General features: G+C 53.2%; 25 protein-coding genes. 11 read left to right on the top strand and 14 right to left on the bottom strand.

What is annotated here, in order from left to right; translation table 11 throughout:
- The first annotated feature begins 79 nt into the window (after window positions 1-79).
- The 8 genes from J2X15_RS16215 to J2X15_RS16180 all read left to right on the top strand — a co-directional run bounded on the left by J2X15_RS16215 (window position 80) and on the right by J2X15_RS16180 (window position 3,179).
- On the top strand, window positions 80-373 hold the full coding sequence (locus J2X15_RS16215; protein WP_310344629.1) for a hypothetical protein: 294 nt from the start codon (window positions 80-82) through the stop codon (window positions 371-373).
- Between the two features lie 91 nt (window positions 374-464).
- The gene (locus J2X15_RS16210) at window positions 465-827 is read left to right on the top strand and encodes a hypothetical protein (protein WP_310344626.1); all 363 of its coding nucleotides are present in this window, start codon (window positions 465-467) and stop codon (window positions 825-827) included.
- 53 nt (window positions 828-880) lie between these two features.
- On the top strand, window positions 881-1,468 hold the full coding sequence (locus J2X15_RS16205) for a DUF4926 domain-containing protein (protein ID WP_310344624.1): 588 nt from the start codon (window positions 881-883) through the stop codon (window positions 1,466-1,468).
- Window positions 1,465-1,734, top strand: a complete 270-nt coding sequence (locus J2X15_RS16200) for a BPSL0761 family protein (protein WP_310344621.1) — start codon at window positions 1,465-1,467, stop codon at window positions 1,732-1,734. Before J2X15_RS16205 ends, J2X15_RS16200 begins: the two co-directional genes overlap by 4 nt.
- Complete coding sequence (locus tag J2X15_RS16195; protein ID WP_310344619.1) at window positions 1,734-2,039, top strand: hypothetical protein; 306 nt, start codon at window positions 1,734-1,736, stop codon at window positions 2,037-2,039. Before J2X15_RS16200 ends, J2X15_RS16195 begins: the two co-directional genes overlap by 1 nt.
- Before the next feature lie 23 nt (window positions 2,040-2,062).
- Window positions 2,063-2,557 (top strand): HAD domain-containing protein, encoded by a 495-nt coding sequence (locus tag J2X15_RS16190; protein ID WP_310344828.1) that lies wholly within the window; start codon window positions 2,063-2,065, stop codon window positions 2,555-2,557.
- Window positions 2,554-2,955, top strand: a complete 402-nt coding sequence (locus tag J2X15_RS16185; protein WP_310344617.1) for a hypothetical protein — start codon at window positions 2,554-2,556, stop codon at window positions 2,953-2,955. The genes J2X15_RS16190 and J2X15_RS16185 overlap by 4 nt, the downstream gene beginning before the upstream one ends.
- Window positions 2,952-3,179 carry a hypothetical protein gene (locus tag J2X15_RS16180; protein ID WP_310344614.1) on the top strand — a complete coding sequence of 76 codons (228 nt, stop codon included), beginning with the start codon at window positions 2,952-2,954 and terminating at the stop codon, window positions 3,177-3,179. The genes J2X15_RS16185 and J2X15_RS16180 overlap by 4 nt, the downstream gene beginning before the upstream one ends.
- 290 nt (window positions 3,180-3,469) lie before the next feature.
- Here J2X15_RS16180 and J2X15_RS16175 read toward each other — a convergent pair whose 3' ends face one another.
- The 12 genes from J2X15_RS16175 to J2X15_RS21265 all read right to left on the bottom strand — a co-directional run bounded on the left by J2X15_RS16175 (window position 3,470) and on the right by J2X15_RS21265 (window position 16,048).
- Window positions 3,470-5,011 (bottom strand): hypothetical protein, encoded by a 1,542-nt coding sequence (locus J2X15_RS16175; RefSeq protein ID WP_310344613.1) that lies wholly within the window; start codon window positions 5,009-5,011, stop codon window positions 3,470-3,472.
- A 164-nt stretch (window positions 5,012-5,175) separates the two neighbouring features.
- Complete coding sequence (locus tag J2X15_RS16170) at window positions 5,176-6,390, bottom strand: GGDEF domain-containing protein (protein WP_310344611.1); 1,215 nt, start codon at window positions 6,388-6,390, stop codon at window positions 5,176-5,178.
- Window positions 6,391-6,540: 150 nt separating this feature from the next.
- Window positions 6,541-7,458, bottom strand: coding sequence for a helix-turn-helix transcriptional regulator (locus J2X15_RS16165; RefSeq protein ID WP_310344608.1), 918 nt, complete (start codon window positions 7,456-7,458; stop codon window positions 6,541-6,543).
- A 34-nt stretch (window positions 7,459-7,492) separates the two neighbouring features.
- On the bottom strand, window positions 7,493-8,437 hold the full coding sequence (locus J2X15_RS16160) for a hypothetical protein (RefSeq protein WP_310344605.1): 945 nt from the start codon (window positions 8,435-8,437) through the stop codon (window positions 7,493-7,495).
- A 157-nt stretch (window positions 8,438-8,594) separates the two neighbouring features.
- Entirely contained in the window at window positions 8,595-8,765 is a 171-nt protein-coding gene (locus tag J2X15_RS16155) for a hypothetical protein (protein WP_310344604.1), read from the bottom strand.
- Between the two features lie 705 nt (window positions 8,766-9,470).
- On the bottom strand, window positions 9,471-10,217 hold the full coding sequence (locus tag J2X15_RS16150; protein ID WP_310344602.1) for a S1/P1 nuclease: 747 nt from the start codon (window positions 10,215-10,217) through the stop codon (window positions 9,471-9,473).
- A 218-nt stretch (window positions 10,218-10,435) separates the two neighbouring features.
- On the bottom strand, window positions 10,436-11,068 hold the full coding sequence (locus J2X15_RS16145) for a hypothetical protein (protein WP_310344599.1): 633 nt from the start codon (window positions 11,066-11,068) through the stop codon (window positions 10,436-10,438).
- 126 nt (window positions 11,069-11,194) lie between these two features.
- On the bottom strand, window positions 11,195-11,758 hold the full coding sequence (locus tag J2X15_RS16140; RefSeq protein ID WP_310344597.1) for a hypothetical protein: 564 nt from the start codon (window positions 11,756-11,758) through the stop codon (window positions 11,195-11,197).
- A gap of 681 nt (window positions 11,759-12,439) precedes the next feature.
- Window positions 12,440-13,114: a hypothetical protein gene (locus tag J2X15_RS16135; RefSeq protein WP_310344594.1), complete on the bottom strand. Its 675-nt coding sequence runs from the start codon at window positions 13,112-13,114 to the stop codon at window positions 12,440-12,442.
- Window positions 13,115-14,037: 923 nt separating this feature from the next.
- Entirely contained in the window at window positions 14,038-14,547 is a 510-nt protein-coding gene (locus tag J2X15_RS16130; protein WP_310344592.1) for a hypothetical protein, read from the bottom strand.
- Window positions 14,548-14,742: 195 nt separating this feature from the next.
- Window positions 14,743-15,639: a DUF6966 domain-containing protein gene (locus J2X15_RS16125; RefSeq protein ID WP_310344590.1), complete on the bottom strand. Its 897-nt coding sequence runs from the start codon at window positions 15,637-15,639 to the stop codon at window positions 14,743-14,745.
- A complete protein-coding gene (locus J2X15_RS21265) occupies window positions 15,569-16,048 on the bottom strand; it encodes an energy transducer TonB (protein WP_409034295.1) in 480 nt (159 codons plus the stop codon). Before J2X15_RS21265 ends, J2X15_RS16125 begins: the two co-directional genes overlap by 71 nt.
- A gap of 1,145 nt (window positions 16,049-17,193) precedes the next feature.
- Here J2X15_RS21265 and J2X15_RS16120 point away from each other — a divergent pair.
- Window positions 17,194-18,030: an SOS response-associated peptidase gene (locus J2X15_RS16120; RefSeq protein ID WP_310344588.1), complete on the top strand. Its 837-nt coding sequence runs from the start codon at window positions 17,194-17,196 to the stop codon at window positions 18,028-18,030.
- Window positions 18,031-18,259: 229 nt separating this feature from the next.
- Here J2X15_RS16120 and J2X15_RS16115 read toward each other — a convergent pair whose 3' ends face one another.
- Window positions 18,260-18,778, bottom strand: a complete 519-nt coding sequence (locus tag J2X15_RS16115; protein WP_310344587.1) for a hypothetical protein — start codon at window positions 18,776-18,778, stop codon at window positions 18,260-18,262.
- Between the two features lie 109 nt (window positions 18,779-18,887).
- Window positions 18,888-19,970, bottom strand: coding sequence for an OST-HTH/LOTUS domain-containing protein (locus J2X15_RS16110; protein ID WP_310344584.1), 1,083 nt, complete (start codon window positions 19,968-19,970; stop codon window positions 18,888-18,890).
- A 172-nt stretch (window positions 19,971-20,142) separates the two neighbouring features.
- Between J2X15_RS16110 and J2X15_RS16105 the strand changes: the two genes are divergently transcribed.
- Both J2X15_RS16105 and J2X15_RS16100 read left to right on the top strand, forming a co-directional pair.
- Window positions 20,143-20,832, top strand: a complete 690-nt coding sequence (locus tag J2X15_RS16105; protein ID WP_310344580.1) for an ankyrin repeat domain-containing protein — start codon at window positions 20,143-20,145, stop codon at window positions 20,830-20,832.
- Between the two features lie 94 nt (window positions 20,833-20,926).
- Window positions 20,927-25,573, top strand: a complete 4,647-nt coding sequence (locus J2X15_RS16100; protein WP_310344577.1) for an ATP-binding protein — start codon at window positions 20,927-20,929, stop codon at window positions 25,571-25,573.
- Window positions 25,574-25,599: the final 26 nt, after the last annotated feature.

Below are 25,599 nucleotides of genomic sequence, written 5' to 3'. Positions count from 1 at the left end.
ACCTGTTCTGGGTGGCTTTTTTATTTGGAACGGTGAAATCAGTTGCTGCAAAACCTATCCAGGCGTTGCTACACAGTGGATGACTCCCATCCACTGCAAACGACCGCCCTCCTTTCTTCCCAAGGCTATTGGGGAGACGCAGGTTTTTAATTTCTTTGGGCAACGAAACCTGCTGGCTGCACTGACCGTCCAGGGCAAGCTCTTCGTTGCCTACGAGTCCGCCGATGGGCTGACGCTCCAAACCGATGCGGGAGAAGCCATGGAAAAAGGGCCGGTGTACCGCTTCATGCAGGAGCACCTGGAAGCCCTCAAGGCCGGGGAGGTACCAGCGTCTCTCACGAGTGTGCACGCCCGAAAAAAAGCAATCTTCTAGTTAGCAATACTGGATGTTCAGTTGCACACCAGCACCAGAATTCTGGGGGTGTTTTCTGGCGTTTTGACAGTGGAATTCATAAACTTTGGGGATGTTGGAAGCCCCTATCCACCGTCGCCCAGACCGAGTCCTCCGCCAGTGGAAAGTGCTGGCTTTGCGTTGCTCGCCCTACGGTGAGGCATACACCCTGTCCGGGCTCGATTACCGCGATGGCGAGCCCATGGAATCAGGGGTCATTAGGTTTTTCGACACTGAAAAGAATCTAGCCCTCGATGTGGAGGGCGTAGTGTGGCTCCTGCCTGCCGGCGAACAGTACACCTCAGATTTCTGGGACCGCACTGAGGAGATGGTCGGCAAGATTTGCGTGCAAAGAAAAATGCGCACCTTGTTGCCGCTTACGGCTGCGCAGGAGCGTGAGCTGAACCGGTTGCAGTCAAGACGGGGGATGAATTGATGCCAGTTCGAATATCTCGCGATTGGCGTCCGGCTTTGCGAGCAATAGCAAGATTGCAGCTTGAAAACAGATATCCAGAACTGGAATACTTTTGGAAGAATTACACCCGCAATCAACAGAAAGCGGTCCGGAGAATGCAGCGAGATTTGCTATCAAAAATGCAACGCACAGACTTCGCGCCGCTAACTCCCGCGCAGCACGCTGCTCTCGGAAAAGCAGCCACTGCCCAGCACGGAGCAGTGCTCGATTCGTTGCTGGACGTCGTACCACCACGGCCGGTGCCGGTGTTGACGACAGCGCAAGAGGCATGGCTACGGGGCATCAATTGCGAAGCTTTTTCACTTGAGAACGCCGTAAAGCTGTACGCAAATCGAGTGAAGCCGGGGGCAACGGGCGTAGTCGTGCACACGTACAAAGATGGCGAGGCTTACGAAGTCGAAGTGCTTCGCGAGGATGGAAACACCTTGTCAGTTGACACGGTAACTGCTACAGAGCTGCAAGAGATGGCACGAATGGAGGCGCGCGACCACGTCGGCGACGACGCGCTCATTGCACGTATGCAGAGCACCCCAGACTTTGGGGGCGGCACGCTGGTTGAGCTAAGTGCGTTTGTACACAGACGCAGACGGAGCAAGAAATGACAACACCGTACCAGCGCACGCGGTCGCTCGTGCTGACAAAAGAATTCTTGCACCGCTTGTGTTCCCTTGGGGATGACGTGCTGCCGTTGACAATGGTGACCGAGGCAGAAGCGCTCCTGCGTCACTTCCCGACGTTGCGAGACATTGAAGCTGCACACAAAGAACTTCCAGAAGTATTTGGGCCGGTGCCGCCTTTCCAGCGCGTCATCCAGAACCCGGAAATTCTGGGAATCTTGGATGCAACTTCGCAAGCGGGAGATAGATAGTGACGGACTGGCACTACTTCCACGGAATTAAGTACAGATTACTCACCAGCTTGTCGGAAATTGGAGAAGCAGAAGGTATGACCGTCGCTGAATTGATTGCACATTTGCAACAACAGCCGCAGGATGCTGTTGTTGTGCAGCCCAGAAATAACGAACTTGCTGACGCGTACATTGTGTTCGGCCTGTGCTCTAAACCGCTGCCAGTGCAGATGCGAGCGGTAGAGAAGTTGGCAGATTTTCCACTGCCCATCCGGAGTTATGAGATTGCCCCGGACGGGGATATCCAGGGAGTGATATTGGAATGACAGTGAGAGGCCGAGACGGATTGGTGCTGTACCTGGATTTTGATGGCGTCATGCATCATGAAAATGTCCTTTGGCACCCCAAGAAAGGGGCGTATTTACACGTACCCCCTGGGTACGAACTGTTCCAGCACGCCTCACTGCTTGCAGAGCTGCTGGAGCCATTCCCGGAAGTGCAGATAGTGCTCAGTACGTCGTGGGCGCTCCAGTACGGGGTGACTGGCGCAGCGAAGCGACTGCCAGAGGCTTTGCAGCGCCGTGTTATTGGTGGGACGTTTCATTCGAGACACATGTCGAGGTCTGAATTTCAGTACGACAAGCCACGGGGGCTGCAGGTGTACGAAGACGTTCTGCGCCGCCGGCCGCGCGCTTGGTTGGCATTAGATGATACGAATGAGGGCTGGCCGCCCGAAGCCGCGGGGAGGTTTATTCAAACCGACGAAAACGAAGGCATTTCTGACCCGGAAGTGCTTTTTGAAATCAAGGAAAAACTCCTGGAGATGGCGGGAGAGCAGCATTGACAGAGCGCAAGAACTACCCTCCACCAAAGCACGGTATTGACCCGGCGGTTTGGAGCACGTTTTGCGCTATCTCCGACCCTGACAACAGGCATTTATTCACTAAAGAAGCTGCATTCGAGGCCTTCAAACACGTGCGCGTTGATGGCGGCTCTCGAGTGATGCAAGAGCTAACCGAAACTGCCCGGGAACTGCATAGGTACGGGCTGGTGACCAAGGAAGAACTGTCGCACCTGATTTTGCTTTCAGTCACTGCACCTGTTGATGAGGCAACGTTGATGGCAAAGATTGCAGAGAAGTACCCGCGCGGGGACCAGTCAATTTCGCTTGAGGAAGTTCTGTCGCCTGAGCGCTTGGCCGAATTCCGTGCTCGGCGGAAACGGGGCACGCCAGCCGAATGAAGCCAGAAAAGATTTTGGATGACTGGCCAGAGTCCGCCCAGGAGGCCTTAATCGTCGTTGAGCGCTACTACCACCTCTCCCGTAAATTTGCGCACCAGTACGCCTTCAGCCTGCAGCTTTTTCAAATGCCGGTGAGCGAGGCGGAGGTGCTGTCGGTGGTACAGGCAGAGGACCGGCTCGCAGCTGCAGATGAATTGATTACAAGAAAGATTAACCGTTGGTAAAAAGGAAACTTGTATAACGCAAATCGGTCTGTTTGAAGTACTGCAGCACTTAAAAGCGCTCGACGTGCCGCCCCCCGAGGACGACCTGCTTCCAGTGTGCTACTCCCCGGCGGAGGAAGAGTGCGGCGTGTATAGCCCGGCAGAGTCGGCGCATGAGCTGATTTGATTACAAATATGGAGCTGTCAGATTCAGAGAGGCACTAACGACGCCTACGGGCCCTGAAGCGACTTCTAGGGCGCTGAGTTGCTCGCCGCATAGCGGACACCAGCCACGCACCTCGAAGCCCCACCTAGCGGGTCTTCCGGTCTCGCCGCGCTTCTTTATCCGCCTGCCGCCGCGCGGCCCTATTCATTGGCAGGCCTCCTTCGCCAAGATAGCGTGGTGAGGAGTCGACGAACCGGAACGGGGCAGGAAATTCGGGCTCGGTGTGCCGAAATAATTTCGTCTCGGTTTTCGGTCGCAGAATGTCGAGTTCGTCCGCTTGCTCACGCCATTCCTTGAGTTCCTCGTCAGACATCTCAGACAGGTCAACGTGTATGAAATCTTGGGACGCTGTCCCCTCTGAGAACGGCTCACTGGCCACCCCGATGGCTTCCTTCAGCGTTGGCATTGCGTCTTTGACGGCGTGGCAGTAGACCATGAGGGTGTGCATCCGCCGGTGCCGGTAGGTCGTGTCGTAGTCCTCGCCTTCTGTCCTGGGGATGGTAAGGAAAACGAAGGCTTGGTCGGGTGGACGGCCGGTCATCTTGACGCGGGCGAACATGTGGCCCGGGTCGCTGCGGTGCATCGCAACTTGAAGGTCCGTGGACAGGCTGCGCCGGACGAGACGCGGTTGGGCGGCGAGGGCTCGAACGATACGCTCGTGATTAACGCCGTCCGTGTTCGGCAGCCAGGGTACGGTGATAGCTTTGCCAGAGCGGATAAACCCGCTCTGGTGTTCGATGAGCGCATCCCACATGTAGCTGATTTCGTTGGCCTTTTGCTTGGCTTTCCATTGTGGACTTGCTCGATACACCGCCCAGTCGCCCTCCGGAAGAGCGACGAAGTCGACGCCCTTCGGTGTTTTGGGGAATGCGTGTTCCTCGTCGCGCATCGTGGACATATATCGTGCAAGTAGCTCTTCCTCACCCGGTACGGAGACGATGACACCGGGTTGCTGCATGAACTCCTCCTTCTTCCTAAGGTATCCAACCAAGTCGGGCACCGTGTCGAGCTCTTCGAGCAGAATGTCAACCGTCATCTCGTCAAGGACATGGACAAAACGGCGGCTCTCCAAGGGGAGGCCGATGTGGAACGGTGTTTGTGCATGAGCTGCTTTTCCCACCAGATGGTTGAACAGCATGACGCTTCCCGAGCTTCCACCGCCAAAAAACTGCTGCGCGGGCAAGTGCGACCCTCGTGTCACAGCGATGAGGTAGTAGCGCGCTACGCTGGCGTCGGGGAGCTCTATGGGCAGCAGGGATTGACATGCCTTGTCCAAGAAGATTCGCTTCGGGAATGCCTTGATGAACTTTTCGGCTCCCGCAAGTTGCCTCGCCGACTTGTCAATTGCGCTTCTGTACCAACGGGGCCAGGCGACCTTCACATCCAGATTGCTCTGGTAGGCGCAGTCTTTGTCTGAGAACAGCAGCACGTCGTTTCCGAAAACAACCAGCAGGTCGCAGAGCTCCTTGCCATCCCCTTTGCCATTGGCCCGTCCCTCGTCCGTGAAGACGTTCGGATAGCTCCATAAGCTTAGGAATGCCTTGCGCGCGAGGCTCGCAAGCGCCCGCTCTGACGGGGTCGTTCCGTTTGCCGCAGCCGCCTTCTCCCATGCGGTCTTTTCTGTCATCGTGTCCTCGCTTGGCGCTGGTGAGCTCGCCGAGAGTTGTCAAGGAGACTTCGCCGCGCGCTTACGTTGTCCGTGCGACGCTTGCCCCCCAAGCGGTCATTGACGAGTGAACGGTTGTGGCCCTTTGCTGTGTACATGACAGCAGTTCAGAACAACGGCTTGAGCTATACCGCAACCAACAACTCTAACGGAGCTGCCGAAACTGCTTGATTTCGCCCTGCTTCCTTGGCCTTGTAAAGTGCCGCGTCTGCCCGATTGATGACGCTTTGGAGTGACTCCGGCAGAGTATTATTGCTGGAAGCAGGCAAAGCGCTGGCGTAACCGACGGACAGAGTAAACCGGGCAGTTTTTCCATCGGGCAGTCTGACCGTTTGCGCATTTGCATCTTTAACGAGCCTGCTCGCATATTTTTCAGCATCCGTCTCTAAGCAAGCACGCAACACGACACAAAACTCTTCACCACCGTATCGGACAACAATGTCTGACAATCGGAAAGCATTCGTGAGTAGACGTCCTACGTGCGCTAGCACGACATCTCCACCGCCATGACCAAAACGGTCATTGATTGACTTGAAGTGGTCAATGTCAATCATCATGAGTGCGTAGCCGTCGATGCGACCAGCATTTTCGATTTCCTGTTCCATCTCGACGAACGCCGTCCGCGTGTAGAGTCCAGTCAATCCGTCTCGGCGCAATCTTTCAACTGTTTCGCGGCGGTTCTTTTCATTGTTTATTGCAAAGAGAGCAATGGATGTTGAGGAGATGTACGCAACAAATGTCAGGTAGTAAAAAATAAGAGTAATCGAATTGCCCGTAGGAATTACGGCAGAAGTATTACCAATAATCGCTGTAACTGCTCGAGCACTATGTGTCAGCGCCAAAAAAGCAATAACAAGGGTTGCTAGAACGGAAATTCCCAGCGTGTGTTCCCCTCTGTGTCGGAAGACCAAATGCCCCATTACAGCGAGCTGAACAGCCAAACTCGCATTCATAGTGAAGATGGCAATGCCTCTGGATGTATCAAAAAAATACGTACCGAGCACTCCAGCTAAACCGAACAAAACAGTAGCCTGAAATACCTGCTTGGGCGGCTCGACTTGAAAAAGTTTTGAATAGGCAATCGTGCCCAACGGAACTGCTGAAATCGCGAACAAATTTGCAATAAGAAATGTCGCTATAAAAGGCCAATACCCCGTAAAGGTCCAAAGGAAAAAAGTCCCCGCGCCACAGGCCATGCTCTTGCCCCAATATCTGAGGGCAGACTGACTACCGATGTTTCCACGGGCCATTGTGAATGCAACCGTTCCCAACATTGCCGCAAGAATAGCGACTGAAAAAAGCAAAGTTGGAGGGTCTAACCTTGGAAAACCTAAGTTCATGTGCACTCCCCGAAATGCGATTTCAAGCGCTTAAAAGCGCCTTTGATATGGCCAATTATGCCCATTGGAAAGCCTCGCCAGTCTATGAAGATGGGCGGGTCCGTAACGATTCTGACTGCCCAGCGAAAGCCCTCGCTCTTCATACCGCACTCAATCATGGCAATGATTTTTTCGGCTATCTGACAAATAGCCACGCAACTCAGTGTCAATTTCTTCCTGCAATCCATCAGGGCTGATGACCCAAATGTTGGGAATCCAATACCTGACGATGGGAACCACCTGGTTGCGATGGCCGACTTTCGCCGACAAAATCAGGCTGCCGTCTACAAGTTCCTTTTCGATAACCTGATTGGCAATGAGTTTGCGTCGTTTGAAATAAGGGGCGATGGCCTTGTCCACTTTCAGAACAATTTCGGTGGGTTGCTCGCTGAGCCAAACCCCTTCTTCCAAATCCAGCGTGTCATTCACGCTCTGATTAAAGTGGTACTTCTGCTCGGATACCAGAAGGCCTTCAATTTTTGAAAATGAGAAGGTCTTTAACTTGTCGGAATGCCTGGCTGCAAGGTACCAAACTCCCTTGTTATTCACGAGCCTATAAGGTTCAACGTCATAGACCTTTGAACTGTCAGTGCCCTGGTAAAAAAAACTGACAATAGCGCGCGCAAAGATGGCCTGCTCGAGCTTTTTGAAGGACTCTTCCTTTCCCCGAAGGTCTTCATAGTGATGCCCCCTTATCAGGAGCGCCGATTGAATCCGCGCGTCGAATATTTCCCGAAGGAAGTCTTCTGAGAGTGTCGGGAAAAGGCCTGCCACTCCTGCCAGGCTTGCGAAGCGCTCAATGTCTTTCAATGCGAGCTTGCCAAGGAAGGCGGGATTCAAATAGTACTTGCCTTCACTCTTCTCTAATGGCAAATAGCTGAATCGTTCGTTGATATCCCGTTGCACTGTTCGCAAATTGACGTCGAACTCGTGTGCAAGTTGCCTTGGGTCCAGCTTCTCACCTTGATTGAGCTTAATGAGAATCATCGCCAGGCGGCGAACAAGGGTGTCGTGGTTGGCAACAGTCAAGGTACAAGTCAGTAGGCTTAAAGATTCGCTGCAATCAAACCTTCGGGGGGTGGATGTCCTTTGCTACCTCTTCGTCCGCTACAGCCTTAGATGTATCAACCGCTAGTAATCCAGGCTTCGCTTTGGACGTTTTCAACTGCTGCGCGGCATCAACCGTCCGTACGTAAAGTCCCTTTGCAGTTTCGGATGCGGCTTCACTGGCTTTGCCCACCGCGCCTTTGACTGCCATAGACGTTGTTCCCAACATGGCCCCGGTTGACTCCAGCGCACTCTTTGCAGCACTGGATGTGGCTTCGGCTGCGCTGGAAGCAACTTGTCCTGTTTGGGTGGCAACCTCTGAGAGAACGCCTGCGGTTGACTCATAAATCTCGCTCGATTTCTTTACAGTCTGTTCAGCGGCATCCTTCAAGATATCAACCATCCTGCCGGTGACGTCTGACAGACTCCTTCCAAACTTTGCGGCATAGGTTTTGATAAAGCCTTTGAATTCCGCGATGTTTTCCGGGCTCAATATTTCATTGGTTGTCTTTACAACGAACGCAATAATTGCCTTGATTGTTTCAACCCCAATTTCTAATCCTGCGCGTAACTTGTCAAGAAGCTCATTGCGTTCAGCGTCGCTTAGCGCGTTCCAGCCGTAATAGATTGCCCCGAATGCAGCGCATGTCATTGCAATCGGATTCGTCAACGTTACTGCGGTTGCAACAGTCCCAGCCGCGGCGAGGGTATTCCCAAGCAGCAATTGTCCGGTTGCAATGATGGTGACGGAGCTCATGTATCCAAGACCGAACCCGAACTTCGCCATTTCCAGAACCCGACCCGTCTTTGAAACGGTCGAATTTTCAGACTTCTTCATCAAGTCGATGTGGTCGTCAATGAACTCATTGACTGAAGTACCCATGTTGTAAATGCCTTGAATGGCCGTGGCCATTGAACTCAGCACCATCCCTGCTGGATGCAAATTTGCGACATTCAACATTGCCTGAGCGCCTACGGCCATAAATCCCCCCGTTATGAAATGTTCTTTGCGGTTTCCGCACTTGTTTGAATGATGATATTAGCGGGATTGGCTCCAAGGTGGGCACTGAACTTGATATCGCTCAATGCTCCTATTTCGAGCCCCCACAATCGGTCGCTCAGCTTTTTGAACCAAACGTCATCTTCCAAATCAGCACGACCACAAGACTAGAGATGACGAGCAGCGCTAGTTTTATGCCCGCCGCCAATATCCCCACCCATACCGATAGCGCGCCTAGTTTGATAAAGGCGAACGACACTCCAAGACCAATGATTGCTAGCCAGAACATGATTTCACTCCTATTAAGTAGTTTTGAGGAAGTGCAGTATTCATGTCGTGAGTGACAGGTCGTGTCGTTTCTCCATTCAGAAACCATTTTTTGTTTGGAGCAAGCGCAGACCAGGGGTATCAATTGCAAATGGGTGTCCAAGACTACCTACGCCGCCTTGCGGCCATTACGAGAACATCTGAATCTTGCCTCGAGGCAAGACTTCTAAGCGCCGGAAAGTTCAATGTTTCACGGGTTTCACAGCACCCACGCCGAAACCCGCGCCAGTACTAGGTTTCCAGCCCTTTTACGGTCCAGAAACAGCAATTGTTTCACGGCAAAAGCGCACGCGCCGGACACTCCAAAAGATTCGATAACAGGTTACGGTAACGGAGTGTCCAGCGCAGCCATAGGCAACCTCCGGCATAGACAGTCCAATCTGTCCCCCCTGCCCCGCACATCCTCATAGTCCCTGCATTCCGGGTGCGGGCGCGCTGGGTCTCCCGCGGAAATCAACGCTGGAACAACTCTCGCGACGCCGACATATTTGTTTGTAATGCCGGGTCTGAAAAGCATCAGGCACTATTGCGTGCTCTGCAGTTTGTGCAGACCCAACGATTATGTCTGGGTACCTCTGGATGAAGCACTTTGCAATCGTTCAACCGTTAAACCTTTTTGAAATCAAGGACTTACGAAGCAAGAAACCAGCGGGCACGGTGCTCATCCCTACTTCAGCGCTCTGTTCAAGATACCAGCCAACCGAAGACCTGCCAGCTGCAACCTGCTTTCCATCACTGGCGTGTACCTGCGAATGTAGGTCGCATCAATTTTCCGGTCAGGATAGAACCCTGGTGTACCCACAATCTTGCAAGACTCCTCTGCAGCTCGAATGGGTTCAAGTTCGAGTGAAGCCTGGTTCAGAGACGCGTCAGTAAGCCTTTTGGCTATTTCGCTGGGCCCTTCATCTAAATTTCGAATGAGTCCGGTATCCCAAACAGCATGCAAGTTTGAGCCACGCATAAACGCTTGTAGCTGGTACTTGTTGCCTCCCTTGTCGTCCAGATAGCCCGCATGCAGCGGCTGGTGGACGTCCGCAATCAAGTGCACAAGGTACTTCAGAGCCAGTAGGCGCTTTTCGTCTGGTACGGCTGAGCCGAGTGCTTCAATCTGCCGCTGAATGGCTGCAATCAGACATTGGCCATCAGGGCAGTCCCGCTTTGCTTCATAGACGCAAGTATCTCGCGGAAAATTGACGTAATGCCAGGGAGCGGTTGTACGATTTTTGTGTTCATCAGCCCATGTGGAAATGGACTCGAGCGTCGCTCCTGGCTCAACCTGAAGAAGGCGTTCAACTTCGGCGCGAGTCTTAGGACTCAAGTGCTTTTGCGCAATGCCGGCTACCACCTGATGGCCTTGGACACCCCATGCACCGGCCTGAGAGGCAAATGCCACTGTGGCGAGCATGGCCAACATTCGAACAACGATAGCGCACGCAAATCGTCGCAGCTTTGGATTCAAATGCTTTGTGTGAAACATCAATGCGATTCGCAAAAAAAAAGAAGCCCAGCACGATGGCTGGGCTAACCCCTTTAGGGCTCTGTCCAGGGAGGTAAGACAGAGGGCCGTATGGCCAGCGGAGACTTTACCACCCTGCGGCAACGTCGGGCAAGGTTCAGTCCGAGGTCAGTAATTTAATCGCGGAATCGTCTCTTCTTCGCTTTGTATTCCTCCACCTTCAAGGCCCTATAGGCCTGCAGTGACTTCAGTACTTCCAGTTCTTCGAGCAAATTCTCGGCAGTCAAGCTCGCGCTGAGCAGAACTTTGCCAGTCGCTGCTTCAAAGAGTTTCACCACACCAAACAGGCTTAGCTCATCTGACTGGCGAATCTCATGTGTCATTTGCGGCCCCCAACTTGGGTCAGCACAAATGAAGTCCATCGCGCGATGAACCTCAGTAGCGAGCATGCTTTTGCACTCGCTTAGGTCATCGATGGTCACTATGCCAGCAAGAACTAATACCCTCATGCGAGGCACTCCAAGAAATCTTGCGCATGCGGAAGAGAACTTTTCAGAGATGCATTTGACCGGGCGGATTCCATTTCTCAACTGATTGATGTAGCCGTATGTCACGCCCAACTTAAGAGCCAAGTCCTTTTTCATAAGGAATCTTTCTTTTGCGCATCGAACGAGTGCCGCAATTAGCGGGCCACCAGGTCTCCGCAATTCCACGACATCAAATTCTCCGGACCACCGCGGGGACGAACCATCAATTGCAATAGCTTTCTTCAGGTCAATTGTTACGGAGCTGTTTGTATTCATTTTCATAATTAGTTTGTAGATTCTTAAGTTGCATCCGTGGCAATTCCTTCAGCACACAAGCGGCTGAAGATGCCAGGTAGCAGAAATTTGAGGGTGCCCTTTTGACTTGGGGGGCACCCGCGGAGTTCAGCTTTATTCGGCGAGTGGCATTCCAAGCTTGTCGCACATCTCACCTAGCGGCCCACCGCTTAGGGCGCGCCAAACGCCTTCGCATACGTCGACCAGAGCCAAGTTCTGAGCAGGCGTTAGGTTGCTCAACTTCACAAGTAACCCATATAGCAATGAGTCTTTTGGCAGGAGGTTGGGGTGCTCTATCCCATTGTCATCGGCCACCATGCCAGCTACAGAGCTACGACCTGGGCGCCATTCCCATACTGTGTCGCAGGTGGTGTTCAAAATGATGACCATCTCCTTTTCAGTAAACACGTGGCGTAGTGAGTACCGCGTAAATTCCATCAGTTTGAAGTGTCTTGAGGCGGCTTCTCGACCCACAAACTGAGCAGGAATTTGTATTCGGGCAGAGGTTCCCAAGCTTCCATTTCGCAGGTCAATTTGCTCTTTCAGGTATTGGCATTCCCTATGTTCCCAGTAGTCGCGCTCGTATTCAGCCCCGCCGTCGGCAGACAAGAGGTTCATGAATTCGGCCATTGGAAGTCCAGTGTCCGCACTCTCAGTTGTATTCGTTTCAGTGTTCATTTAGTTCTTTCAGACGTGTTTTAGCTGCGGCCCAAAACTGGGACGCGCCGAATCCGAAGCAAAGTGCTTCGGGACTAAATTGAGATTAGTCTTTGAGCCGCTCTAGAGGCTCGTGTTGCCGCAGCGCTTACGCGCTTTGGGTAATGACATCGTTCACGGGGTAACCGCTACTTGAGTAATGTGACCATGCAGAATAGTTGGCCACTGAAGTAATCATTTTAACAAAACGTGCCACTTTCGGCAAGTGCAAAGTGCATACACTGGACATGGACACCCACGTCATAGTGCATCTGGATTGGCGAAGGAGGTATCACGTACCGACTCGGTGCATTGAAGCAACAACGACATCGAATTCATCTTCAATCGTTCCAAGTCCAAAAATGAAGCCACCTCTCACGGTGGCTTCATGCAATCAATTTCTATTCAATCGTTAGACCCCTGCACCGGTCACTTGTGCAATATCGGGTTGCTTGCTCAAGCGCTTCGGTTGTGGGTTCCATACAGCTCAGTTCCTGGTGGAGCCTTGCTACTTCAGTAGCCTCGGGTTGGTCCCTGAATCTTTTTGCCAACGCCTCCAAAACAGATAGGAGAAACTGGTGGGCCATTGCGCGCATGGCGTCCTTCTTCTGCTCAACAGCGTCAGATGGCTGCATGCTCAGGGGGTAGCCTTCAATTGAAAATTTACGCATGCTGTTTACCCGCCTTGCGAGTGGTTGTCTTCTTGGATGCGGCTTTCTCAGCGGCGCGCTTTTGCTTTTCGAGGACGACACCTTCTTGGTAGGCCGCCGTATGTTCTGCTTTCGTGGCACGTTGGGTGTAGTACCGCCCATACGAAGAGATGTCCTGCGCTTTGACGCGCTCATCTTGGCTCAGCAAGTTGTAGCCTGAACCGCAGTCCCTTGAAATGCTCAAACTAGCCGCAATGCACTCCTCCACCGAGAATTTGTGAGAGGGGGATTTTTTTCCGAAGTTGTCGAGTTTTCCGTCTTCCATCGCCTTGACCAGCAGTTCACGAGCAATTTCAGAGCTGCTAACAAACCCCTCCTCGTCGCCGCCCTCGCAAATTGTGGCCAACGCCCACCACCAACGGTCCGTAATTCGGTAGAAATCGTCATACTCGCTGAGTTGTTCAATAAAGTCTTCGAATGCAGACTTCTTTGCGAAAATTTGCTGTGGCCACTTGTAGTTATCCAGTGCGCCGGCTTCAACGGCCAAAGTGATGCTGTCAAGCACCTCATGAAGGTCTAGTTCAGCCATGCTTTTGATAGGCTTGAGTGTCTTCTTCTTGTCGTCCCAGATTTCTGGATACACGAGGATGTCACGTTGTTGAAGTTGGTAGCCATCGATATTTGCCATTTTGTATTTCCTTGAATTTGTTGTTTGACTAGCTAGGTATAGCTAGTGGGTTTGACAGCTCTCAGGCTGCCGGCCACATGCCTGGCACATGACCATCTATGAATTTCTGAATTCAGTCTTCACTATCACACCGCAGTTCCAGCGGTTGGTGGGACCCTTGGTACTCACCTTCTCAGCCTGTCAGGTTCTACGCATTGCGTACCCCGAGGGTGGGTTTCGTCTCATAGGACAGAGTAACGCTCACCTTGTCGGTCATCTGGCTGCTCGTAAATTTTTAATGAACCAACGCAGTCCGGCGATGCGGAGAGCTAAAACCAAAGCGAAGAAGCCTTTGGCGAAAACTGACAAATAGAAGATTTTTTCGAGACCCCGGAGGGTCTCTTTGCCGGCCCGCATCGTCTAGCGTTTTGGGCGAGTGACAACGTTCACGCTTTTCAGCGTTACTTGCCGTGGGATGAGCTAGCTGTTGGGCTAGTCATTAATTGATGGACGTAATGTAGCGTAAATCTCAAGGGGTTTTAGAAGATTTGATATTTTTTTATGACTTCACTGGAGCTTTCCAATCAGAGGGGAATGGCATCCATCCTCGACGGGGTCTGAGTGCACAAGCCGTCGGCCCCCGTTTGTGCTTTCGAGTCGAAATTTCCCTTCGAACTGACATGAGCCTTGTGTCGTCGCGAAGGTATTTGTATACAAGTCGAAGATGTACTCATTGGCCGACGGCGCCTTCTTGAGTGCGAGCCTGTTCCACTCAACGCATTTCTTGTATTCGCCATTTTTGGCTCGAAATGCGCACTCACCTTTCACGCTATAGCTTCCCTCCAAGTTTGGCTCTTTCGGCCCCGCATTTGCGAGGGATGAGAATGCAACGACGAGAATGACTGAAGCTAGTAGCTTCATGGCGGTGCGGCTTGTGAGCTGTTTCAACTTGGTTCGTGCGTGTTGATGTTTGCGATGTCCTCAAGCAAACCCTCAAGCAAGGTTGCCTCTAACCGGAAAAAGCCGTCGCTGGTGAGCAGTCTGTGGTTCGGATTTGGGTGGTAAGCGTCAGGAACAATGAAACCCGCTACAACCTCAAATCCGCCAAGAATGTCTTCCGGAGGAATTGCATCTTGAGGGGTTCGAGTCCTGCCATCTGTGATGACGACCAGCCCATCGCCCTGTTTTTGTGCCGCGTCGATGAGTCCAGGAACACTTGGTCCACGAGACTTAATTGATGCGTGCAGAAAGCTCACGAATGCCGGATTGCGCCCAAAGTTGTCGGGCTCAAGTGCCTCACCAGCTTTTAGCGGATTGAGCAACTGGCCAATGATTTGCTCGGATACAAGGCCCCGCTTAAACGCGTTGGCGGGCTCAGATAAGGTGACGTATGTGACAGTCTTTTCATCTGTCTGCACCTCGCAGAAGGCTACCGGCAATTCTGGGCAATTCATTCTTGTAAATTGGGTCGTAGAGATGGGCGAATTTCACTCCTGGGGGATTGTGTTGGCCATAGCGTGATTTGACCATCCCCCATTCGAGTGAATCGGTGGACGTTACCTGCTACGGGGTTCCGAACTGATGAATTTGACCTGGAGCTGCTGGTACTTCAGCCCGCTCCAGCAATTCTCATTAGCTCCAAAGATGGCTTAGAGCTTCCCAGAAGCGACAAGCTCAAGGGCTAAGTCGTAAGTTCTGCTGGCTAACGCTTCAAAACCCTCCGCTCCTTTGATAACGGCATATGAACCGGCGGCGTCGAACACGACAGGGACATAGTCGTTGAAACTTCCGGCACCTCCGTAAACTGAGCGAATAGAGGCAGAAAGCATGCTCAATGCCTTCTGGTCGACCCTACCGGACCGCAATCCCATCGCTTCAGAAAGACAGCCCTGGAAGTGTTCATGCCACTGGCAACTGGGGTCGAGAGCGAGCACAGTCACAAGTTCCGAGAGCGTTTCAATCAGTAGAACAAGCTTTGCCTCCCCACTTATTGACCTCTCTCCCATGTGCGGCAGAGGCTCGGCTTGGGTTTCTTTGAAAGTCAGGCGGTGGGTCTCACAATCCATCGCGATGAACGTGCTTACTTGGACGGAAGCCGAAGGTTCCAGTTTTGGATAGTCAGACTCGAGGTATTCGATGACTTCATCGGCCGGCCACGGCCCAAGCGAAGACTTGAACTCTTGGTACTCGTCCTGGATTTCTCTCCACGACGCATACGCCTTCTTCGACAGGAGCATCTCTGACTCTGTGTAGACGATATGAAGCGGCGTGTCTTCCACTGCTATCCGGTCTAAATCGCCACGTTTCGCTTTGTCGGGAGCGTCTGCATTTATTGGTGCAAATGGACCCTGGGTGCGCATCTTCAAATAGCGCTCGCCATCTGGCGTATTGAACAGTTTCCACCATACCCAGGCACCAATAGTGATTCCGAGCAGTACAACGACGATGGTGAGGCCTGTAGACATAAGCTCTCGTTCAATATCGTCCAGGAACTGCTGCAGGAAGCATGTGGAAGACAATAATTGGCGGAACGCGTCCAAAGCCATCAAGAGGGAGTCGGTCGATTTTTTTGATTGCGCCCAGCACCGCGTCGTCCCACGCCAGGGTTCCGCTGGATTTGACAATTCGGAAGTCGAGGATTACTCCATCCGCGGCAGTTCTTACTTCTACGTCGGTAGGATTCACGCCTTCAACCTCGCCCTTGTAGACCAAGTTGCGTATGACTTCTGTTCTAAGTCGACCTACGTACGCCAAGCTAATCGGCGTAACTTTGAATTCTTGCTTTCTCCGCTCAACTCTTTCTGACTCGACAAGGGGCTGCTTGGCGCTTTGCTCCGTGCCGGGCGCCCCAGGGGGTTCCTCCGCAAGGGCATATTGAGCACAGATTGCCCATGCGAACAGACCGGCGCTAAGAGCAACGTCCAACACAGAACGAATGAGCTGAGTCGGTTTCATCGAATGCTAGGACGGCAATTGAAAAACACGTCCATCAGACGTTTGAGAACCCGGAAACCAGACATTAAAGGCAAGAAGGTCGACACGCTCCCTACATTGAGCGCCTGTCAAATGCATGGTGGGAAACGTGCAGACAAGGAGGTCACGGTCATTTGTAAGGTACGTCCCGGCCAGGCGATACTTTGCAAACTCTTCGACGCTATCCCAGTATGGGCGAGAGGAATCAAGCACTTCCCTCCACCATGACACGGCACCATTCGCTTCAAACTGTAGACATTCACGGTACACAAGACTGAAGAAAACTCCACCTGCGTGCAAATCTGTTGTGGCCATTGGCCCCGTGACATAAGGTGTATTCAGGTTCATCTAGATGATGGAAGGCGGGATATTCACTCTATAAGTGCGGAGAACTCCAACGGGCATGGAGTGGCTCTGAGAAATCGCATTTCCACTCGGGGAGTATTCCAGAAATCCTCCGCTTCTCTTCGTTGAAAGCTGAGCCCATGGGGCGCTGCAGTTCATTTGCCCTTTGAAAGTGTGCTCGCGAGGGTTTTCCCCTCCCCCATTCGAGTGAGGCACGCCGCTGGCCACAGCTCTATCGAACAACGCGCACGACGTCTGCCCTTTCAATTTCGCGCGCCGTAAAGAACAATCTAGAAGATGCGCAGCCAACAGTTCGCAGCCACTGCGCAGGGCAAGTAGAAGGCTTGCAAGCGTTTGGGCTAACGCTTTCCCGGCCTCGGCCTTCGTAGGCACGCCTAAGAGCCTGAGGCAAATTTAGTCTCCAGCTCTGCAGGTGCGATTTCCGAGTTTCGTTGCGATTTGTTACTGTTTATTCGTACAGTATTCATGTAGCATTGGGCTCATAAGAAAGACCCGGGAGGACCCATGCAAATAAATACATCACGCCCCAACTCAGCCCAAGCGGGTCAGCGCCGAAACGCCAGGCCCTGGCCGTTTATCGTTCGCCCTCAGACGCAAAATCGCATTGAGCTTTCAATCGAAGCGCAGCGAGTTATCTCTCGGACAAAGGCTATCTGGGAAGAGAATCGCGGCACGCCAGGCTAAGGTACCGCTCTGCATCGGCTTGTCTGTGCGCAGCAGACTGTCGCTCTGAATGCGTTTGGGGTAAGCTTTTCCGCACCATGTGCGCGAACTACATCCCGGTCACCAGTGCTGAACGGCTCCTCCAATTTTTCGGAGTAGTCCGTGGTGTGGACGAACCAGAGCGAGACGTCTTCCCAGCGGGCCGAGCCCCTTTCATTCGGCTCGCACCAGATGGCACCGAGTCGGGTGAGCTCATTCGCACCGTAGCGGACGGCATCTTTCGGTTCGTGCCGGACTTCATTGCGAAGGTCGACTGGGCACGCCACACCTACAACGCCCGGGCTGAGACCGTTGACACCAAGACCACGTACAAGAAGGCTTGGGCGGCTGGGCATCGGTGCATCATCCCAACTGAGGCAATCTACGAGCCGAACTACGAGTCCGGTCAGTCGGTCCGGTGGCGTATCCGAAAGGGAAACGGCGAGCCCATAGGCGTCGCTGGCATCTACCGTAGCTACCAGGGACCTGGCGGCAGAGAGATGTTCGCATTTTCAATGCTGACCGTGAATGCCGATGACCACCCCTTCATGCGTCAATTCCATGCACCGGGCGACGAAAAGCGCATGGTCGTTATCCTTGAGCCAGAGGACTTTGAGGGGTGGCTGACCTGCCCGGTTTCGGAGGCAAAGGCGAGGTACTGCCAACAATGGCATGGAGAGCTGGTGGGTGAGCCTGTGCCGCTGCCGAAGCGTCCCAAAAGGACGGCCACGCCCCGTTCGGACTCGACGTCCCTTTTGGACCTGATTGCCGGTGACGACGAGCTACGCAGCGGTGCTGGGATGTCGGGAGCGGTTGGGCCAATCCAGAAAACGAAGAGGGGCAAGACGCTGCCTCCCAAAGAACCAGGCATCGGCACCACGGGCGACCTGTTCTAAGGCGGCTTGCCAAGTGCCCCGGCCAGCTTCATTTTGCAGAGCGGATTTAGCAATCTGCATACGCCGGAACTCACTGTCCATCGCTCCGGCAATTGGTGACCAGTGCACTTGTCCTGAACACCGCCAGCATCCCGCGCAGGCCGCCTGTTAAATTTTCGATGCTGAATTTTGGTGGCTGCCTATGGAGCTATCGCGACTTTGGGCGCAATGGTGCTAAACGTGAACATTGCTACTGGTGCCACAGAGCAGCTGGAATGTAAGCTCCGGGATGGAGCCACAGCTCAATTTTCTCGGTTCCACCAATCTCGGTCATCGCTCGTTGAATTCGTTTCACCGCTCGCGCCGTCTCGTTGCCGTAAACCAAGTAGATGGCCCGCTGGTAGCCGACGCTATTTGAAAACAAAGCCAAGCTCCTCAAGTCCTTCCTTATCGCATTGAGACTCGCAGTGCACGGTTTCACCTCAATGGCAGCGAAGTTTCCACTCATGTCGCCGGGGATGTGAACCAGGAGGTCTGGCTTGTACTTGTCCGCTTCAACTTGTCGAAGGAGCTTATGCCCGGCCTTATCCACCTCTCCATTGAGTTTGAAAGGACAACCCTGAGGCCAACGAAGTCTAAGCTGGTGGTAAAGCTCATAGCAATACACCCGCTCTCGATAGGCAGGGGCTTGACCTGCTATCGGGAGTTGAAAGTAGATGTGCTCGACTGCCGAAGTCGCTGCGCCGAGCAGGTCGTTGAGTTCGTTCACTTCGCGAGTATCTCGTCCAGCGACCACAGAAGGAATGTCAAATCGAGAGCGTTCATGACTCCCAGCTTATCCGAAAGCCGAGACGGTATCAGCAGGAGCTTGGCTGCATTCACTCAGCACCGGCGCGTGAACGGTACCGTGTTTCCATTCGGCCCTGTGGGCCCGTCGGCCCTCTGCGAACGTCAAATGCCTGTGATTTGCTCATCATATGACGCCAGCTACCGAACCCGTGCTGTCTTGGACTGGCTTCGGGCGCCACCGTCCTGATGAACTCAATCGCCGCATCCAATGAAGTCCAACCGTTTCCGGTCAGTTCGCCCTCGGCCCTGGAAAGCAACTCAACCAGCTCTTGGACCCCGACCTCGCGCGGCGCTGCAGGTTCCGAAACCTCCGTTCGAAGGAAGTCCTTGTATGCATCACTCGTAATGAACGCGTCCATCGAGCGCAATGCGTCATTCCTAGATTTCGCCCAGCTCTCCATAGTCACTACATGGCGGTCAATCTCATCGTAGCAGTCATGCAGATACATGTCAGCTGCGATGCATCCCACTTCCGTGACGAGGTCCTGCCCTTCAACAAAGTGGTGCACCAGGTCGTTTCGCAGGTCCACAAGCTCTTGCAGGTCCGTCGTCAGCTTGGCATGAGCATCGGGCGGCATCGACACGCTAGAGCGAAAGCACATCCATCCGACTGGATGCTCAGTTTCGTCATTGGGCTCGTCCGATTGCGTCTCACCTGAGTCGAGCAATGTGGGCCGAAAATACTTGCCGGTGAGCTCTCCGACCAGATTGCCCATCGTCATATTTGGCAAGGCAGAGGATGCTTCAGCGGTCTGCACAGTACTCACTCCAAGCATGCCTGTGACCTCCAGCTTCGCGACCATCTCCCTCAGGAGAATCTCGTACTGCTGAATTCGGATGAGGCATCGGCCTAGCCTGCGTTGGACTTCTCTCTGTAGGGCTGCATAAGGGGGCTCCTCCACTTCGGGACGGCTCTCCGCAGAATTTCTAAAGGCTTTCAGTGCACTTTCGACCGTGAAGTGCTCGGAATCCTTGGGGTCAGAAATCGCCGCAAACGTACGAACGCCCGCCGTAGGCACGCTAGTTTGATTGGAAATTCTCCGAATAGACTCGTCACCAATATCCGGTGGAGAGGCAGGCGTGGCGGCGGGCGTAGGAGGTTTGAGCGGCACAGTGCGATTTATCGTACGGGGACTAGGGAGTCCGGTCAACTTAGTCAAAGAGACTTGGTTCAAACTCAAGACAGTTTCGCGTCCATCAGGCTACTCAGAAATAGTGCCTTAAAGTCAGTGGTCAAGGCAAGGTTCGGCCGAGACGGACCCTCACTTTCATGCAAGGCATTGAATGGCACGAGTAATTCTGGTTGACCCGTATCGGTTTTCAAAGTGGTGGCACGACTTCCGCCTTCAGTTTCGTCGCCGATTTCGGGCAAGGATTTTTTCAGCCATTGAGCAAGGTGATGACGCCGCGGCGCTACGCTTGGCAACGCCGGGTACTCTACAAAAGTCTGTAGGAGAGTTTGGCCAGTCCCCGTTGGTCGCGGCCATCTCAGCGGGAAATCTCCAGCTCGCACATGAGTTCATTCTGCGCGGAGGCGCATACCTAGGCGACGGCTCCATGGCTCATGCAGCTATGCGAGGCTATTTGACAATCGTCGATGCTTTGCTTGTTGCCAACAAGAGTCCTGACGAACCGCTTCTCGAGCAGGAGTTGACCACCGGTTACACGCCGCTTATGTGGGCCGTCAATCGAAAGCATTTACCAGTGGTTCGCCGCTTGCTTGAAGCCGGGGCGGATGTCAATGCAGTGTCACTCAATGGGTCGAACGCCGCCATGCTTACTGCCAAAGGCGACCCGCCCAGCCTAGAGGCTTTAGAGATTCTTTGCAGCTACAAAGTTGACATCAGCAGAAAGGACTGGCGCGGACGCAACCTCATCCGTGAGGCAAGGGACAGGGAGAGGAATTCAGGTAGACCTGAATTGCGCCAAATTATTGAGCGGCATTTTCCAGGGACGAACGTTGATGAAGACTGAATATGCGCTTTGCTTTCGCTTCGACTGTAGAGGAATAGTCCAACAATGAACAAGCAGATAAGTGTCGAGCAGCGAGCTGTTGAAGGGAGAGTCTATGACGAAAAAGTACTTGAACGAACTTAAGAAAAAACTTCAAAAGGGCGACCCAAGAAAACTTGAACTGCTTGCGACAGACCTAATCAGCAAGCTCCTTGGCGTTCGACTGAGCGTTGCCAAATCCGGATTTCAGCATGGCTCAGACGCAGGTACTGGCGGACGTGTAGGAAGACACTTGAGTCTTGAATGCAAGCGCTATGCGGACAACTCGCCGCTTGATGACCGGAATCTGCAGGGTGAAATCGACGATGCGATAAAGCGAAACTCTGCCCTTGAGGCCTGGATTCTTGTTTCCACACGCGGAATCAATCAGCAAACTGAAGATAGCCTGCAAATCAAAGCCAGAACGACGGGCGTGCCAGTTATCGTAGTCGATTGGAGAGATGACAGCGCTGACCTTCCAACCCTTGCTGCGTTGTGTGCGTGGGCTCCCAATATCGTGGACAAGCACTACGGAAAGGTGTCCCAGTCCCCAGCTGTCGCGAGAGCAGCGGCTCCTATGGTCACACGCCTAAGGCGAGAGCTATCACCCTGGGCCATCGGATACAAAGGCCTCTTGTCCAGCTCTAGGACCTATCTTAAGAAACTGTGGCGTGATGCAGCCGAGTCAAAAAGTGTATTCGGCCAGAACGTTGCTGGTGGCCTTGTACCGCTGGTAGTCAGAGAATCCGTGTCGAAGGGAATGGAGTCTTGGTGGGCATCCAACACAAAGGGCGCAGCGGTCGTACATGGCGCAGAGGGCATGGGTAAGACCTGGAGTGTTTTGCAGTGGGTGCAAAGTCGAATGGACACTCTGCCCATCGTCCTCATGATGCCCTCATCTGCATTCAAAGTGTTGAATGGCATCACGAACTCAAGCGTCATTGAGTTCCTCGGGGTAGCGCTTCATGACCTTAACCGGGGCGCGGACAAGATTTACTGGCAGGCACGGATGGAGCGACTTCTTCAGCGACCGCTAAACGCCGGCCCAGCAGTGCTTCTATTTGTGGACGGAGCAAACCAAGAGCCATCGTTTGATTGGTTTCGTTTTCTTCAATTGATGGAAGGCGATTCATTTAGTGGCCGCGTACGGATTGTCTTTACTGCTCAGACTCACTTCCTCCAAGAAGACCTCAACAGTTTGCGAGGACTAACGAATCCCATAATGAAACTTGAAGTTGGCCAGTATGAACTGTCCAACGGCGGAGAGTTCGACACCCTGCTAACGCAACACGGGATAAGCCGTTCTCACCTGCCACCAGAGGTAATTGAGCTTGCTCGGGTTCCACGCCTGTTTGAATTGACAATACGGATGAGGAACGATGCGGCTTTTTTAGGTGCGCCGACTGTAGAGCGACTACTCTGGGCACATGCGCTTGATGAGCTGGGGCTAAAGTCTCGGCGCTCACTAAGCGAAACCGATTGGGCCGAGTGGCTACAAGAACTCGCGACAAGGTACTGGCAAGATATTGCTGCGGGTGACTCGGTTGAGGATGACCATACGGGATTTTCGAGAAGGGAGCTAGCAGAGATGGTCCGGGACCCCTCTGGGTCGCCGGATGAAACAAACCGGCGGCTGCATGAAATTATGAGTGGAACCTGGTTGGAGCAGATACCAGGAACCTTCGGAAGGTTCAGACCTAAAAAAATAACTATCCACCTAGCTTTGGGTCTTGCAGTGATTGGCACGCTTGATGCCGCCGAGCAGAGGAGTACTCAGCATGCGGCTCGAATGCTTGACGAGTACTTGGACCCAATTCGGTCATTGCCAGCAACTGCCAGCATACTGACCGCAGCGCTTTCAGTCCTCGTTGAGAAAGAATGGTCTCCAGCTTCGGCGATACCACGACTAGTCCTATCGGCGCTATTGCAAAGTCAAAACGCGACGGATGAGCAACGACAACATGCAGTTCGCCTTGCACCAGCACTGGTCGAGCCTCTACTACATGTGGTGGAGGACTCGAATAGCCGAGCGAATGCGTCGGCACGCCACTGGGCCTTGGTCGCGCTACGCGGAATCCCAGCTTTGAATTCGTTGGCATGGGAGGTCATCGTCAATCGGATGGTCACGTGGGTAGCGCGTACCGATTTCCCTCGCCCCGAGCAAGTCAAATCTCTAGAGAAAAGTATCGGTACCGCCGCACCCGGATTGCAAATGGTGCTCGGAGTCCCACTGCAATTGCACACGGCGGAGCACGACAACCTTGGCACATACGTACCTCAACTACTACTAGGTAAGCCACTCATACCCGCACTGAAAGTTTTAGTTGCAGCAGCGGTAGCAGCAGCCGTCACATACCCGCCTAAATCATGGCAAGGATTGAAATGGCTGGTAATGCTGAATTCAGTGGATAGGGCCCAGCTCCAAGTGGCGCTCGAGGACGCCTCTACGTTCGCCCTGGTCGGTGATTGGGAAACTCACGTTCATCCTCACGTTGTACAACGCGTGAGCAACCTGCTCAATTTTCTGACCGGAGACGAGCAACTGGAACGCGAGGCAAGCAGGCGGCGAGTAGAAACTCCCGAACTCTTCCGCTATAGCACTGACTATTTGGCAGACCCAGCACTGAGCCTTTTTGCAATTGAACACAGACACGGCGACATATTCTGGCAGAGCGACAAAGTTTCCCTATCGAGAAAATCTCAGCGAGGCAAAGCGCTTTTTCCTGACCCCTCTATGCCCCTTCATGAAAGCCTTCTGCAAGAGGTGATTGAGTGGGGAGACTCATTCAACATAGGAGGGCTAAGCCGAGGTCGCTACTACACGGCCGAAGACCACGACTTTGAGTCGATTCTCCCCTTAGTGGCCCGGGTGTCTTCACAGACCATCGCTAGCATCGTGTCACGCTGGTTCGACCAGCTCGGCAGCAGAGAGGGCGAAGAACGTCGCTGGATTGCACAAAGGGTACCCCGCTTTGCTATCTTGGCAATGCCCATAGACGTTGCAAAGATACGTGAAATGCGGCAACGAGCCCCAAAGAACTCCGACAAACAAGAGCAATTTGTTCTTCTACAACTATTGCAGGGTGAGCTTCTAAGTGCTCCCGTGGAAGCTCAGTTGGACCTGGTGGTAACTGAGCAAACAGCATTTATTTCGACTGCACTCGCAGACGCTTTTCGGCCACCGAATGCCGACACAGTCCGTGAGTTTGTTCACCGATGGGGGCTTGAGAAACCTAGAGCACTGGAGGTGATTTGCAACTATTTGTGGCGGCACCCCACAGAAATAGATGATGACTTGTTCCAGCGACTGATTCAGCATTCCCTAACTCCGGGTGGAGAACATCAGACGCTTGCGTTTATGGCTCTATCGGCTTGTCGGTGTCGAGATTTTGGAAAGTTTCTAGTTAGCAAAGGGTGGAAAGCATCCCAGCCAGACCACGAGTTCTTGCAGGAAGCCGGGAGTAAAGCGGTGCTCTCTGCATCTTCGGAAAGTAGCCTCACTGAAATCGCTGACTTGGTTCCAGCATGGTTTCTTTTGGATACAGCCGTGGCGCGCGGGGGACTCCTTGAAGACCTTGAAGTGGCCGCACAGGCAATTGAGAAAACACTCCGGTCTGACGTTTTTTCAGCTATTCCAACCGTGGCTCAAATCTCAGTTGATTCCATCGGAGAGAGGAACTTCATTTCAATTGAGCCGAGCTCCGAGGTCACCGATGCTGATGATTTCTTCTTTTCGCTTGATGCTGATGCACGGTATGCGCGACTCGAGACTGCTCGAGAGTCTGGCGAATCTTATATCCGCAACGTCAAGTCCGCCGGCGCCACAATGGCCACCCGCGTTGTAAGCAATGCAGCTGCAAAAATGCTGGTAACGTCCTGCCCGACTTCGGTGTCCCGATGGCTTGATGGGCTTGAAGGCACGACAAAGGAACTTCTGCTCCGAATCAACTTGGCTGGCGGGCTGTACCTAGCGCTGTGCGAGTCATTGCTTGAATCCGACCCTCCGCGCGGAGCGCAGCTTTGGCAAGTGCTGAGGCGACATCTTGCTATTAGTTTTGTTGGGGTCGGCCAACTCAACGAGCTGTTGCTAATGCTCTTTAGAGCACCCGAAAGCAACTCTGTGCTCGAACTCAGGCAGCAGGTCTATTGCATCTCAGAAAATGCCAATGACAAGTCATACTTTGACCTAGTGCTTGCAGCAATCAGCCAAGGTGCAATTGCATGGCTGGAAGCCGCAATTGTCCGAGATGAACAAGCAATCGAGCCTTTTCGCAGAAGGCGGGCAATCACGCTTCGCGGCTTTCTGCCGCCTTCCTCAACCTTTCAGCCAAAATGGCGTGAAGGATTGGCAGACAGTAGTTGGGAGGACCTGCGGATACGCGCTCAAGAAATGCAAATTCGCGCCCATCATGCCCGCCATTGGTGGAACCAATTTTTGTCTGCTCCAAACATCTTGTCTGCATTGTGCGCTTGGCAAGTCTTTCTTGTTTGTGTCGACCAAATGGCATTTGTTTGGATGGATTCCGACTCAAAGCGCCACGAAGTAGACAGTGAGCTTTGGAGATTGAAAATGCTGCACTTACGCTTCAACACATCGGCGCTAACGACTGCCATCAAGGAGAACAGCAACAAGGGTATCGACAAACTCGAGAAGAATCTTGTTGGGTGGGACAGTCCCGAAAATTGGTTTGCCATGGAAATGCTTGCTGCTCAGGCCTATTGAGGTGGTCTCAGTTCTCGCCTCCAACT

Source organism: Rhodoferax saidenbachensis (assembly GCF_031457975.1).
GTDB classification, from domain to species: domain Bacteria; phylum Pseudomonadota; class Gammaproteobacteria; order Burkholderiales; family Burkholderiaceae_C; genus Allorhodoferax; species Allorhodoferax saidenbachensis_A.
This window is presented reverse-complemented; position numbering and strand designations above follow the sequence as displayed.

Excerpts from the sequence above, each read along its gene's own strand:
- J2X15_RS16150 (WP_310344602.1), bottom strand. The coding sequence starts at position 10,217 with ATGTTGGCCATGCTCGCCACAGTGGCATTTGCCTCTCAGGCCGGTGCA.
- J2X15_RS16200 (WP_310344621.1), top strand. The coding sequence starts at position 1,465 with ATGACAACACCGTACCAGCGCACGCGGTCGCTCGTGCTGACAAAAGAA.
- J2X15_RS16125 (WP_310344590.1), bottom strand. The coding sequence starts at position 15,639 with ATGGCTTTGGACGCGTTCCGCCAATTATTGTCTTCCACATGCTTCCTG.
- J2X15_RS16160 (WP_310344605.1), bottom strand. The coding sequence starts at position 8,437 with ATGTTGAATGTCGCAAATTTGCATCCAGCAGGGATGGTGCTGAGTTCA.
- J2X15_RS16130 (WP_310344592.1), bottom strand. The coding sequence starts at position 14,547 with ATGAATTGCCCAGAATTGCCGGTAGCCTTCTGCGAGGTGCAGACAGAT.
- J2X15_RS16105 (WP_310344580.1), top strand. The coding sequence starts at position 20,143 with ATGGCACGAGTAATTCTGGTTGACCCGTATCGGTTTTCAAAGTGGTGG.
- J2X15_RS16140 (WP_310344597.1), bottom strand. The coding sequence starts at position 11,758 with ATGAACACTGAAACGAATACAACTGAGAGTGCGGACACTGGACTTCCA.
- J2X15_RS16175 (WP_310344613.1), bottom strand. The coding sequence starts at position 5,011 with ATGACAGAAAAGACCGCATGGGAGAAGGCGGCTGCGGCAAACGGAACG.
- J2X15_RS16170 (WP_310344611.1), bottom strand. The coding sequence starts at position 6,390 with ATGAACTTAGGTTTTCCAAGGTTAGACCCTCCAACTTTGCTTTTTTCA.
- J2X15_RS16215 (WP_310344629.1), top strand. The coding sequence starts at position 80 with ATGACTCCCATCCACTGCAAACGACCGCCCTCCTTTCTTCCCAAGGCT.
- J2X15_RS16120 (WP_310344588.1), top strand. The coding sequence starts at position 17,194 with ATGTGCGCGAACTACATCCCGGTCACCAGTGCTGAACGGCTCCTCCAA.
- J2X15_RS21265 (WP_409034295.1), bottom strand. The coding sequence starts at position 16,048 with ATGAAACCGACTCAGCTCATTCGTTCTGTGTTGGACGTTGCTCTTAGC.
- J2X15_RS16135 (WP_310344594.1), bottom strand. The coding sequence starts at position 13,114 with ATGGCAAATATCGATGGCTACCAACTTCAACAACGTGACATCCTCGTG.
- J2X15_RS16210 (WP_310344626.1), top strand. The coding sequence starts at position 465 with ATGTTGGAAGCCCCTATCCACCGTCGCCCAGACCGAGTCCTCCGCCAG.
- J2X15_RS16180 (WP_310344614.1), top strand. The coding sequence starts at position 2,952 with ATGAAGCCAGAAAAGATTTTGGATGACTGGCCAGAGTCCGCCCAGGAG.
- J2X15_RS16155 (WP_310344604.1), bottom strand. The coding sequence starts at position 8,765 with ATGTTCTGGCTAGCAATCATTGGTCTTGGAGTGTCGTTCGCCTTTATC.
- J2X15_RS16100 (WP_310344577.1), top strand. The coding sequence starts at position 20,927 with ATGACGAAAAAGTACTTGAACGAACTTAAGAAAAAACTTCAAAAGGGC.
- J2X15_RS16145 (WP_310344599.1), bottom strand. The coding sequence starts at position 11,068 with ATGAAAATGAATACAAACAGCTCCGTAACAATTGACCTGAAGAAAGCT.